A 12,487-nucleotide genomic window follows, 5' to 3' on the forward strand; every position below is an offset into this window, starting at 1 on the left:
AAAAAATTAAATAATGAATAACGATTAAATAAAAAATTAATAAGAAAAAATGCGCATTAGCAAATTGATTTTCGCTATCCCTGATTAGTTATTCAGATCACATTCTCACGCGGGATATCCCGTATTTTCTTCGCTATTCAACGCCTCATTCGCTGCAAATAAGGAACGCCAGATGAAGGTCAGTCGCGAAGAATTACACCAGCTTATTGCCCGCAAACTCACCACCGCCGGTTTAACGCCGGAACATGCCGCCGTGGTGGCCGACGTGCTCTCTTATGCTGATGCCAGAGGCATCCATTCTCACGGCGCGGTGCGGGTTGAATATTATGCCGAACGTATTGCCAGAGGCGGCACCAACACCTCTCCGGCGTTGCAGTGGGAAGAAACCGGGCCGTGCAGCGGCATTCTGCATGCCGATAACGGCCCCGGACACGTCGCAGCAAACCTGGCGATGGAACATGCCATCGACATGGCAAAAACCAAAGGCGTCGCCGTGGTGGGAATCCGACAGATGGGGCATTGCGGCGCGCTGTCTTATTTCGTTCACCGCGCGGCCAAAGCCGGTCTGATCGCGGTTTCCGTTTGCCAGTCTGACCCGATGGTAGTGCCGTTTGGTTCCGCCGACATCTATTACGGCACCAACCCGATTGCCTTTGCCGCACCTGGCGAAGGGGAGCAAATCATCACCTTTGACATGGCGACCACCGTGCAGGCGTGGGGGAAAATCCTTGATGCCCGGGCGCGCAATGAAAAAATCCCTGACACCTGGGCGGTAGATGGCGCAGGCAATCCCACCACCGATCCTTATGCCGTCGAAGCGCTTCTGCCGATGTCCGGCCCGAAAGGCTACGGCCTGATGATGATGGTCGATGTGTTGTCCGGTATTTTGCTCGGCCTGCCGTTCGGGCGCTCCGTCAGCTCGATGTATGAAGACCTCACCGCCGGTCGTGACCTCGGCCAGTTGCACATTGTGATTAATCCGGCGTTCTTTACCTCTTCTCAGATATTCAGAAAAAATATCAGCCAGATGCTGGCCGAATTAGTGGCACTTCGTCCGGCGCCGGGTTTTGAAAAAGTGCTGTATCCGGGCCAGAACCTGGATATTCATGAAGAGCATACGAAAGCCAATGGAATAGAACTGATAGATGACATTTATCGTTATTTAATTTCCGAGGAGCTTTATACCCACACTTATCAAACACAATCTCCTTTCGCACATTAATTATTTATTTAAAGGTGAATATGCTATGTCGCCCTTTTATCAGCACGTAGAAAGTCAGCTCGACTGGTTATCGGTATTTGGCGCAGATCCGGCTGGCGGTATTTCCCGCCTGCTTTATTCCCCCGAATGGCTGGAAACGCAAAATCAGTTAAAACGGCGGATGACGCAGAATGGGTTCGCCACCCGTTTCGACGCCGTGGGCAATTTATATGGCCGCATCGAAGGCAGTGACCGCAAAGACGAGGTCATTCTCTCCGGCTCGCATATCGATACGGTGGTCAGCGGCGGCCATCTCGACGGACAGTTCGGTGTGCTCGCCGCCTTTATCGCCATGCGCTATCTGAAAGACACCTTTGGCACGCCGCGCCGCACGCTGGAAGTGGTGTCACTGGCCGAAGAAGAAGGCAGCCGTTTTCCCTATGTTTTCTGGGGCAGTAAAAACATTGTCGGACAGGCCGATCCTGCCGATGTGCGCAACATCACCGATGCGCAGGGCGTGAAATTTACCGATGCGATGCGGCAATGTGGTTTCACGCTGCCCGGTTCTCCGTTGCCCGCCCGCCGCGATATCAAAGCCTTTGTCGAACTGCATATCGAGCAGGGCAGCGTGCTCGAACGCAATCAGCAGCAACTCGGCGTGGTGCATGCGATTGTCGGTCAGCGCCGCTATACCGTGACCCTGACCGGCACCGCCAATCACGCGGGCACTACGCCGATGAGTTACCGCAAAGATACCCTTCAGGCATTCAGTCAGATTTGCGTGACGGCCACCGAAAGCGCCGAAGCGCACGGCGACCCGCTGGTGCTGACCTTCGGCAAAGTGGTGCCGGTGCCGGGTACCGTTAATGTCGTGCCAGGTAAAACCGTGTTCAGCATTGATTGCCGCCACACCGATCAGCAGGCGCTGCTGGCGTTTACCACAGAACTGGAAGCCACCATGCGGCGGATTTGCCAGGAACGCGGCATCGGCATCGACATTGATTTATGGATGGATGAAGCGCCGGTGCCCATGGACAAACAACTGGTGGCGCAACTCGACGCCCTGTGCCGTGAACAAAACAGCCGTTACCGCGTGATGCACAGCGGCGCCGGGCACGACGCGCAGATTTTCGCCGCCTGCGTACCGACCTGCCTGCTGTTCGTTCCCAGCATTGCGGGTATCAGCCACAACCCGGCAGAAAACACCGCTGTTGCCGATCTGGCCGCGGGCGTGGAAATGCTGGCGAAAATGCTGCATCAACTGGCTTATTAATCTGTCTTAAAGGGAGTTTACAATGGGTTATATCAACCAAAAAACAGGCTATATCAATGATTTACTTTCTAACCGTTCCATCATCAAACGCGGGAATTATGCGCTGATTGAACCCGACGGTCTGGTCAAAAATACCCTGCCCGGTTTTGAGCGCTGTGAAATCACCATTCTGGCGACGCCGAAACTGGGCGCGACCTTTGTGGATTATCTGGTCAACATGCTGGAAGGGGGGAAAAACCTGGCGGGCTTCGGCGGCGACGCGCATATCGAAACCTTCGTCTACGTGATCGACGGTAACATCACTGCGAATGCCGAAGGTCAGGATTACCGGCTGGAAAGCGGTGGATATCTTTACTGCCCGCCGGGCGTGAGCATGACGCTGGTGAATGCCAACGGCGGCCAGAACAGCCGCTTATTCCTCTATAAAAAACGCTATACGCCAGTCAGTGGTTTCCAGCCGCATGTGGTGAGCAACAACGTGCATCAGCTGGAAAAAATCCACTACGAAGGCATGTCGGATGTGATTGTGCAGGATTTACTCCCTGCGGATCTGGGGTTCGATATGAACATTCATATTCTGACGTTTGCGCCAGGTGCCTGCCACGGCTATGTGGAGACGCACGTGCAGGAGCATGGTGCGCTGATCCTCAGCGGTGAAGGCATGTATAACCTGGATAACCACTGGATCCCGGTGAAGAAAAACGACTATATCTTTATGGGGGCGTACTGTCCGCAGGCCTGTTATGCCGTGGGGCGCGATGAGCCGCTGAGCTATATCTATTCGAAAGACTGTAACCGCGACGTCGAACTTTAACGGTTCGTGAATGTAATAAGAAAACCGCCATCGCTGGCGGTTTTTGTGTTTTGAGAAACCGATAACGTCAGGATGAGGCCTTCATGCCCAGCCGGTAAACACGGGCAAGATTTTGCGCAGCGTATCGCAGGTTTTCCTCCCCCTGCTCCAGCACCGTTTCCAGTGGCGCGAGGCGTGGGAGAATACTGAATACGGCATCCAGCCCGTGCTGATGTACGACTTCCACTCCTTCGCCCAGAATGCCCGCCAGCCCGATCACCGGCACATGGTAGCGTTGTGCAAGTCTCGCCACACCGACCGGCGCTTTGCCGTTAATGGTCTGCTGATCCAGCCGCCCTTCGCCGGTGATCACCAGCGTAGCACCTTGCATCGCCTCTTCCAGCCCGATGGCATCCATAATAATGTCGATACCGGAACGCATGTTGCCACGCAGGAACAACCGAGCCGCCACACCCATTCCGCCCGCCGCGCCGCCGCCTGGCCACTCAAGCACGTTAACGCCGAGATGGCGGAAAATAACCGCCGCCAGATGGGCCAGCGCCGCGTCCAGAACCTGAACATCTTGTGCCGACGCGCCTTTTTGCGGGCCGAATACTGCCGCCGCACCGCACGGGCCGGTCAGCGGATTTTCCACATCGCACGCCACTTCAATCCGGCACTGCGCTAAACGCGGATCCAGTGCGCTCAGATCAATAGCCGCCAGTTGCGCCAGCGCGGCGCCGCCCCACGGCAGATCAATGCCCTGCGCATCGGTAAAACGGCCGCCGAGCGCCTGTACCATGCCAATGCCGCCATCAACGGTCGCGCTGCCACCAATGCCTAAAATGATATGGCGGATACCGCCGTCCAGTGCATGACGGATTAACTCACCGGTGCCGAAACTGGTGGCCGCGAGCGGGTCACGCTGTCCGGCGGGCACCAGCATCAGACCGCTGGCGGCGGCCATTTCAATCACCGCACAATCACCTTTGCCGTTCACGCCGTAAAAACCACGCACGCGATGTCCCTGCGGGTCTGTCACCTCAATATCAATGCGATGCCCGCCGGTCGCGGCAATCAGCGCATCCACCGTGCCTTCGCCGCCGTCAGCAACCGGCAGACGGACAGCCTCGAGTTCCGGGAACACAGCGCGAAACCCGTCTTCAATCGCCATCGCCGCACATTCCGCACTTAAACTTTCCTTGAATGAATCGGGCGCAATAATAATTTTCATCTTCAATCCTTCGGTAATGGGGACTCAGTGAACCCGGTCCCAGGGCAATAAATTTTCCAGCGAAATCGCCAGCATCACGCCGGTCAGCAAACCATTACTCAGCAGCGGACGCAGCCACAGCGGCACCTGCTGCACATATCCGGCAGGCAGCCCCATCAGGAAAATCCCGGCAAACAGCGGGATCGCCAGACGGTAAACATTGCGGCTGCTGAGCCTGATGTGGGGCAGAAATGACAGCGACGAACTGAGCAGAGGCAGATAAGACACCAGCAACACGGCGCTGCTGATGCTCAACGGGATGCGGGCGAAAAACGCCGTCAGCGGCGTAAACAGACCAATGGCAACCACCACCAGCGCGCCGAGAATAAACGGTGCTTTGCGGTTGTCATTGGTTTGCGTCAGCAGGCCAATCGATGAGACAAACGGCGAAAAAGGCACGATGCCCAGAACAGCCGATCCCAGGGTAAACAGGCCGGAAACCACAAAACTGCGGCGATATTGCGGGGTCTGCTGCGGGTAAAAAATCTGGGTGCCGCGCAGCGCGCCAAAAGTATTCGAAATATTCAGCATCCCGGTCATCGTGGCGGTCAGGATAATACCACCGCGTAATTCCTGCGGCGCGCCCAGCGGAAACCACTGCCAGTCTGTGCCGGTGCCCGGGCTGACGGCCTGCGGGAAAATGATCCGATATGCCGCCCAACCGAGCAACGTACCAGCCAGCAGGCCATATTTATTCCACGGTGACGGCAGCCAGACCACAATACCGACCACCAGCGCCGCCACGGCGAGCGCCAGCAGGAACGCCGGAAAATCAATAGCCACCGGCCCCTGCGGCACGCCAAAAGGGAGCCCCAGCATGCCTTTAATAAACAGCGACAGCAGTTGGGCACCGAGTAAAAACATAAACACCATCATCACCGCCGGACGAAACAACACGGCGATACGATGACCAAGCCCGCTCAGGCCAATCAGCACGGTGATCACACCGGAAAGTGCGATACCCACAGCCAGACTGCCGCCGATCACCGGCAGCGGCGTCCCTTGCGCGGCTTCCGCCAGCGTCACGGTGAGGATCACGCCCCACCACAATCCGGTCGGCCCTTCCATAATGGCGCGGCCGTGGCCGAGCGCCGCCTGCGCCACGCACGCCAGCCCGGTGGCGATAAAAGAGTATTGCATCAGGCACAGCGTGGCCGCATCGGAAAGCTGAAACGCAGACTGTAACGTCGGCGGGATAACCACCGTGTTGCAGAAAATGAAGAAGAACCACTGGATACCCGGCAGGATTTGCGCTCTGGGAAATAACATCATGACAATCTGGCTGACCTCAAAAAGAAAAAGCCCGCCGTTTACACAGCGGGCAGATGCAGAGATTACTGCTGGTGTTTCAGTACGAATTTACCGATGCACTTATCCTGGAAACCATCTTTGATGTCATAGATGGTTTCGCCGCGCAGAATAGTTTTCACGACCTGCGCATTGATGGTGCGGCCAACATACGGACTGACTTTATGGCGATATTCCAGATCTGACGCTTTCAGCACATAGCTGCTGTTCGGTTTGATGAACACGAAATCGGCATCTTTGCCGATGGAGATACGGCCTTTATGCTTCAGCCCGAAGATATCCGCCGCGTTGGAAGACATCAGCTTTGAGAACATCGGCAACGACATACCGCGTTTCTGCACGGCTTCGTCGAACATCACATCGACGCAGTTTTGCAGTCCGGCGATACCGCCCCACGCCTGCATGACGTTGCCGGCTTTCATATCCGGCGGGCACGGTGAATGTTCGGAGACCAGACAGTCAAAGTCACCTTTCAGCAGGTGTTCCCACATGCCGTCCTGATTTTTCTTGTCGCGGATAGGTGGCGAACATTTTGCCAGCGTGCCGATCTCTTCAAACTGTGCGGTATCCAGTACGAAGTAATGCGGGCAAGATTCACAGGTAACGCGCTGGCCTTCGTGACGTGCGCGCAGCACTTCCGCCAGACCTTCCGGGCTGGAGATATGGCAGACGTGCAAACGGCAGTCCGCTACTTTCGCCAGATACAACACGCGGCGAATGGCTTCCACTTCAGTGAAGACCGGGCGTGAGGCAACATAATCATGTGCCGTCACCCGTCCGGCGTCTTTGGCTTCGCGGCCCAGTTCGTCGCAGATCAGCGCGTTTTCCGCATGAACCGCCACTAACTGATCGCGTTTTGCCAGAATTTGCAGGCCTTTGAAATATTCCCAGTCATTCACGTCACGGAAATCGTTACTGACGCTGCGGTCGCCGCAGGTAGCGACGAAACATTTGTAGGCCACCACGCCTTCTTCATCCAGCTCATGCAAACGGTCAAGGTTGTAAGACACCAGCCCGCCAAACTGCGCGGCATCGATGGTCAGCTTGCCTTCGGCAGCATCGAATTTCATGTGCAGGGACGCGCGATCCACCGTGGCCGGTAACTGGTTAAGCGGCATTTCGATCATGGTGGTGATCCCGCCTTTGGCCGCCGCCCGGGTACCGGTGGCGTAGCCTTCCCAGTGACTGCGGCCCGGTTCGGAGATGTGCGTATGGGCATCCACCATTCCCGGCGCAACGATCAACCCTTCCGCGCTGAGTATTTTTTCTGCACCAGTCAGGTCATCGCCGATGGCGACAATTTTGCCATTCTTCACCGCGATATCCGTAATCACGGCTTCACTTTCCAGAACAACAGTGCCTTTTTTAATGATCAGATCATATGACATGGTTATATTTCCTTATGAAAGTACAGAGATAAGATTTTATTATTGGATTTATTATTCGTTTATTTCATGCCGGTTTACCGGCTCACACATTTTGCGGCTGAAGTGACGGTTCCCTTTTCATAAAAACGGAATACAAAACGAAAGCCACAATGACACCTACAAACCAGGAAACCCGCGATAAAGGTTCCAGCACAGGAATAAACTTTCCGCCCAGTGAAAGGACGACGGCAATTAATGTCACGGCGAATGCCACGGTATTAAATCCGCGATCGTAATAGTGATAATTTCCCGGTGCGGTATACAGCGTATCCAGATCCAGCTCACTGCGTACCACAATAAAATAGTGCGCCATCATCACGCCAATGACCGGCCCTAACATCCCACCGATAATATCGAGGAACAGATAAATACTTTCCTGATTCTCCATCAGTTTCCACGGGCAAATCACCACGCTTATCAGGCTGGCAATCAGAACACCTTTTTTATAGGTCAGCTTTTTCGGTGCGATAGCGGCAATCTGGAAACCGGCCGGGATAATGTTACCGGTGGCGTTGGTCGAAATGGTGGTCATCAGGATCACTAACACAGCAAACACCGAGGCGAACAGGCTGTCCCATTTCTGTACGATATCCAGCACGTTCCAGGTATCAACGCCGTAGTGAATGCTTGCCCCAGCCAGAATACAGACGCTGGCAACGGCAAACAGCACGTAAGCCACAATAAGACCCAGCGTTTGTCCCCACGCCTGCTGTTTAAAACTGCTGGCATTCTGGGTAAAGTCCGAAGCACTCACCGCCGGTGCCGCCCACACCGCGACCACGGCATTGATCACCACCAGAAACAGGAACAGCGGATTACCCGATTGCTCGGCATTGGCGGGCACATAGTTAAGGATATTTTCCAGCCCGGCCAGCGAGATAGCCCAAACCGCCATGCCGCCGAAAACAACATAAATGCACGGATTAAGGATGGCGGTGAATTTATTCAGCACCCCGCCGCCGCCAAAACCGATCATCACGTTGATTGCCCAGAAAATCATAAAGGCGATCAGCCCCGACATGGAAATACCCAGCAGATTGAAATCACCGCCGAGGGTCAGGAACTCCGGCCAGATTTTGCCAATCAGGATCAGGAAGGCCAGTGAACCGGCATAGCATTGCAAACCGAACCACATAATCGCCGCGATACAGCCTCTGAGAATGCCGGGAAATAATGCGCCGCGGATACCGTAAGAACCGCGCAGGATCATCGCAAAAGGTACGCCGTATTTCGAACCTGCCGCCCCGTTTAATACCATCACCGCCGCAATAAACAGCGCGCTGATAATAATCGCCATCATCACGCTAAACGTAGACAACCCGAGAATAAGAAATCCGCCGACCGCAATATAATTCGGCACGTTGTGTACCGAACCCATCCACAGCGTAAAATAATTAAATCCTTTCCAGTTTCTTTTTTCTTTTAATTTTGGCAGAAGATCGTTGCTGTATCCTCTTTCACGATAACGTTCTTGCTGAGTGCATTCTGATTCATTCATCCTTAATTCCTCATAATACGTTAGGGACGTGCTTGTGGATTAAAAAAGGCTGACATTGATGCCAGCCTTACTTAATTAACCGATTTTGTGATTCGACATCATTTCCAGCGACTGAATTAATGACGAATGATCTAACTGCGATCCGCCGTTTGCTGCACAGACATTGAATAACTCCTGACAGGTCGCCGTATTAGGCAGGCTGATTGATAAGGCTTTGGCACTTTGCAGCGCCAGGTTGAGATCTTTCTGGTGCAGCGCGACTTTAAAGCCCGGCGCAAAAGTACGCTTGATCATGCGCTCACCGTGCACTTCCAGAATGCGCGAGGAGGCGAATCCGCCCATCAAAGCCTGACGAACACGGGCAGGATCGGCACCGGCGCGGGAAGCAAACAACAGCGCTTCCGAGACAGCTTCAATATTCAGCGCCACAATGATCTGGTTCGCCACTTTGCAGGTTTGCCCGGCTCCGCAATCGCCCACCAGCGTGATGTTTTTACCCATCAGCTCAAACAGCGGTTTGATATCGTTGAAGACTGATTCCTTACCGCCCACCATGATGGTCAGCGTGCCCTGCTGCGCGCCAATTTCACCGCCGGAAACCGGCGCATCCAGATATTCACCCCCCAGTTGCTGCACACGCTGCGCAAACGTTTTGGTTTCAATCGGTGAGATGGAACTCATATCGACAATGGTTTTGCCTTTCAGCGGCACGCTGGCGCAGCCGTTGTCACCAAACAGCACCGTTGCCACGTCTGGCGTATCCGGCACCATGATAATAATGACGTCGGCGTGAACGGTGACTTCTGCCGGTGTCGCACAGGCTTTGGCACCGGCATCGGTCAGTGAAGCAGGCACGTTGCCAAGTGTGGAGAAATGCAGACTGTGCCCGGCATCCACCAGATGTTGCGCCATCGGTGCGCCCATAATTCCTAAGCCGATAAATCCAATTTTCATGCTAATTCCCTTTCAATGTGACTGAAATTTGGCGTACAGAAATCCCTCACCGCGAGGGTGAATAATGTCTGTTTCTCGCGTTTTATAACGATTAGCGGTAGGCGTTAAGCCAGCCTAATCCTTCTTCCGTGCGCGCCCGTGGCTTATATTCACAACCGACCCAACCGTCGTAATCCGAGTTTTTAATCAGGTTGAAAATAAAGTCGTAATTAATTTCACCGGTACCCGGTTCATTACGGTTCGGGTTATCCGCCACCTGCAAATGACCGATTTTGTCCGCATGGCGGATCAGGGTATTCGCCAGTTCCCCTTCCATCCGCTGCATATGGTAAATGTCGTACTGGATAAACAGGTTGTCACAGCCGACGCGTTCAATAAGATCCAGCGCCTGTTGCGTACCGGTCAGATAAAATCCCGGCATATCAAAGTGATTGATCGGCTCAATCAGCAGCATCAGCCCCTCTTTCGCCAGCGCCTGCGCGGCATAGCGCAGATTTTCCACCACCAAAGGCGTCACGCTGACGGCATCCGAACCCGCCGGAGTTTTGCCAATCAGACAGTTAATTTTGCGGTTGCCGAGTGCTTTGGCGTAAGCGATGGCCTGTGCTACGCCTTCGCGAAACTCCGCTTCACGCCCCGGCAGGCAGGCAATACCGCGCTCGCCCGCCGCCCAGTCGCCCGCGGGCAGATTGTGCAGCGTATGTTGCAGCTTATTTTGCGCCAGCAACGCCTTCAGGGTGTCAGCCGGATAGTCGTAAGGGAACATAAACTCCACCGTCGTAAAACCGCCGTCAGCCGCCGCTTTAAAGCGCTGAAGGAAATCTACCTCCAGAAACAGCATGGATAAATTCGCAGAGAACTTGAGCATTTTCAGCCTCCTGGCTTATTCATATTTCATGAAGCTGACGTGCGTCGGTGCGTCATCCGCATTATCGGCAACCGGTTCAAACTCATTCACACTGTCAATTTCGCCGCCCATGGAAATATTGGTGACGCGTTCCAGCATGATTTCCACCACCACCGGCACCTGATGTTTTTTCATCAGACGTTTAGCTTCTGCAAACGCCGGGGCGATATCTTCCGGCTTGAAGACGCGTATCGCTTTACATCCCAACCCTTCCACCACTTTCACGTGATCGACGCCGTAACCTTTCACGTCTTCAGAGTTGATATTTTCGAACGCCAGTTGTACGCAGTAATCCATATCAAAGGCGCGCTGCGACTGGCGGATCAGACCGAGATAAGCGTTGTTCACCAGGACGTGGATGTAAGGAATGTTGAACTGCGCACCGACCGCCAGCTCTTCGATCATGAACTGGAAATCGTAATCGCCTGAAATCCCGACCACCTGACGTTCCGGCGCAGCAATGCAGACGCCGAGTGCCGCAGGAATGGTCCAGCCCAGCGGGCCCGCCTGGCCGCAGTTGATCCAGTGGCGCGGCTCAAACACGTGCAGCATCTGCGCCGCCGCAATTTGCGACAGGCCGATCGTGGTTACGTAATTCACATTGCGGCCAAAGGCTTTGCTCATTTCTTCATAGACGCGTTGCGGTTTGACCGGCACATCGTTGAAGTGGGTTTTGCGCAGCATGGTGCGTTTGCGTTCTTCACATTCCTGGATCCAGCTTTCGCGACATGGCAGTTTGCCGGCTTTTCTCTGCTCTTCTGCCACTTCGATCAGCAGTTTCAGGGCTTCTCCGGCGTCAGACACAATGCCTAAATCAGGACAAAGTACGCGGCCGATTTGTGTCGGTTCGATATCAACGTGGATGATTTTGCGGCCTGCGGTGTATTTCTCTACCGAGCCGGTATGACGGTTGGCAAAACGGTTACCGATGCCAAATACCAGATCCGACGCCAGCAGTGAGGCGTTACCGTAGCGGTGCGCGGTCTGCAATCCGACCATGCCAGCCATCAGGCGGTGATCGTCCGGGATCACGCCCCAGCCCATCAGCGTCGGGATCACCGGCACTTGGGTTATTTCAGCAAAGCGCTGCAACAGCGCGGCGGCATCAGCGTTAATCACACCGCCACCGGCCACAATCAGCGGACGCTCACAGGCGTTGAGCATTTCCATCGCTTTGACGGCCTGAGCAACGGTGGCGGCAGGCTTGTAAGCGGGCAGCGATTCATAAGTTTCCGGATCGAATTCGATTTCGGCGGTCTGCACGTCATACGGCAGATCGACCAGTACCGGACCGGGGCGACCGGAGCGCATCAGATGGAACGCCTGTTGCAGAACACGCGGCACCAGCGCAGGTTCCAGCACGGTCACCGCCATTTTGCTCACCGGCCCGGCAATCGCCTGAATATCCACCGCCTGAAAATCCTCTTTATGCAGACGGGCGCGCGGTGCCTGACCGGTAATGCACAGGATCGGAATGGAATCCGCCGAGGCGGAATACAGCGCGGTGATCATGTCGGTACCCGCCGGGCCAGACGTCCCCAGGCACACGCCGATGTTCCCGGCTTTCGCACGGGTATAACCTTCGGCCATATGCGATGCACCTTCCACATGACGGGCTAACACATGACGGATTTTTCCATGCAGGCGCATGGCGTTATAAAACGGGTTAATCGCTGCGCCCGGTACACCAAACGCGGTGGTGATCCCTTCTTTTTCCAACACATACATTGCTGCCTGTGCAGCTGTCATACGAGCCATAGCTAAATCCTCAGGTAATTCCGCTTTGCATAAAATAACGGAAAAAGTTTCCAACTTTAATTTGACTGAAAAAAATCCCGCTCACGACAGAGCGG

Annotated in this window: 10 protein-coding genes; 3 read left to right on the forward strand and 7 right to left on the reverse strand. The window is 54.7% G+C overall.

The features are described 5' to 3' along the window. Positions 1-172: 172 nt before the first annotated feature. From allD to allE, 3 genes are read left to right on the forward strand one after another with little or no spacing between them, the layout of a single operon-like run. Entirely contained in the window at positions 173-1,222 is a 1,050-nt protein-coding gene (gene allD, locus EX31_RS04545) for an ureidoglycolate dehydrogenase (protein WP_037033619.1), read from the forward strand. Between the two features lie 25 nt (positions 1,223-1,247). Continuing rightward, positions 1,248-2,474 carry an allantoate deiminase gene (gene allC, locus EX31_RS04550; RefSeq protein WP_037033621.1) on the forward strand — a complete coding sequence of 409 codons (1,227 nt, stop codon included), beginning with the start codon at positions 1,248-1,250 and terminating at the stop codon, positions 2,472-2,474. A 22-nt stretch (positions 2,475-2,496) separates the two neighbouring features. Then, a complete protein-coding gene (allE, locus tag EX31_RS04555; RefSeq protein WP_037033623.1) occupies positions 2,497-3,288 on the forward strand; it encodes a (S)-ureidoglycine aminohydrolase in 792 nt (263 codons plus the stop codon). A 67-nt stretch (positions 3,289-3,355) separates the two neighbouring features. On the opposite strand, the gene EX31_RS04560 is transcribed toward allE, so the two are convergent. The 7 genes from EX31_RS04560 to gcl form a co-directional block, all read right to left on the reverse strand. After that, positions 3,356-4,501, reverse strand: coding sequence for a glycerate kinase (locus tag EX31_RS04560; RefSeq protein ID WP_037033624.1), 1,146 nt, complete (start codon positions 4,499-4,501; stop codon positions 3,356-3,358). A gap of 24 nt (positions 4,502-4,525) precedes the next feature. Further along, positions 4,526-5,812, reverse strand: coding sequence for a uracil/xanthine transporter (locus EX31_RS04565; RefSeq protein ID WP_037033626.1), 1,287 nt, complete (start codon positions 5,810-5,812; stop codon positions 4,526-4,528). Between the two features lie 62 nt (positions 5,813-5,874). After that, positions 5,875-7,236, reverse strand: coding sequence for an allantoinase AllB (gene allB / locus EX31_RS04570; RefSeq protein ID WP_037033627.1), 1,362 nt, complete (start codon positions 7,234-7,236; stop codon positions 5,875-5,877). A gap of 82 nt (positions 7,237-7,318) precedes the next feature. Continuing rightward, positions 7,319-8,773 (reverse strand): allantoin transporter, encoded by a 1,455-nt coding sequence (locus EX31_RS04575; RefSeq protein ID WP_037033628.1) that lies wholly within the window; start codon positions 8,771-8,773, stop codon positions 7,319-7,321. A 75-nt stretch (positions 8,774-8,848) separates the two neighbouring features. Beyond that, on the reverse strand, positions 8,849-9,727 hold the full coding sequence (glxR, locus tag EX31_RS04580) for a 2-hydroxy-3-oxopropionate reductase (protein WP_013573642.1): 879 nt from the start codon (positions 9,725-9,727) through the stop codon (positions 8,849-8,851). Between the two features lie 91 nt (positions 9,728-9,818). Beyond that, a complete protein-coding gene (hyi, locus tag EX31_RS04585; RefSeq protein ID WP_037033630.1) occupies positions 9,819-10,595 on the reverse strand; it encodes a hydroxypyruvate isomerase in 777 nt (258 codons plus the stop codon). A 15-nt stretch (positions 10,596-10,610) separates the two neighbouring features. Beyond that, the gene (gene gcl / locus EX31_RS04590; RefSeq protein ID WP_037033632.1) at positions 10,611-12,392 is read right to left on the reverse strand and encodes a glyoxylate carboligase; all 1,782 of its coding nucleotides are present in this window, start codon (positions 12,390-12,392) and stop codon (positions 10,611-10,613) included. Positions 12,393-12,487 lie beyond the last annotated feature (95 nt).

Source organism: Rahnella sp. WP5 (assembly GCF_000745615.1).
Classification (GTDB): Bacteria; Pseudomonadota; Gammaproteobacteria; order Enterobacterales; family Enterobacteriaceae; genus Rahnella; species Rahnella aceris.

Coding starts and splice junctions, on each gene's coding strand:
- allD (WP_037033619.1), top strand. CDS start 173: ATGAAGGTCAGTCGCGAAGAATTACACCAGCTTATTGCCCGCAAACTC.
- EX31_RS04575 (WP_037033628.1), bottom strand. CDS start 8,773: ATGAATGAATCAGAATGCACTCAGCAAGAACGTTATCGTGAAAGAGGA.
- gcl (WP_037033632.1), bottom strand. CDS start 12,392: ATGGCTCGTATGACAGCTGCACAGGCAGCAATGTATGTGTTGGAAAAA.
- allB (WP_037033627.1), bottom strand. CDS start 7,236: ATGTCATATGATCTGATCATTAAAAAAGGCACTGTTGTTCTGGAAAGT.
- glxR (WP_013573642.1), bottom strand. CDS start 9,727: ATGAAAATTGGATTTATCGGCTTAGGAATTATGGGCGCACCGATGGCG.
- hyi (WP_037033630.1), bottom strand. CDS start 10,595: ATGCTCAAGTTCTCTGCGAATTTATCCATGCTGTTTCTGGAGGTAGAT.
- EX31_RS04560 (WP_037033624.1), bottom strand. CDS start 4,501: ATGAAAATTATTATTGCGCCCGATTCATTCAAGGAAAGTTTAAGTGCG.
- EX31_RS04565 (WP_037033626.1), bottom strand. CDS start 5,812: ATGATGTTATTTCCCAGAGCGCAAATCCTGCCGGGTATCCAGTGGTTC.
- allE (WP_037033623.1), top strand. CDS start 2,497: ATGGGTTATATCAACCAAAAAACAGGCTATATCAATGATTTACTTTCT.
- allC (WP_037033621.1), top strand. CDS start 1,248: ATGTCGCCCTTTTATCAGCACGTAGAAAGTCAGCTCGACTGGTTATCG.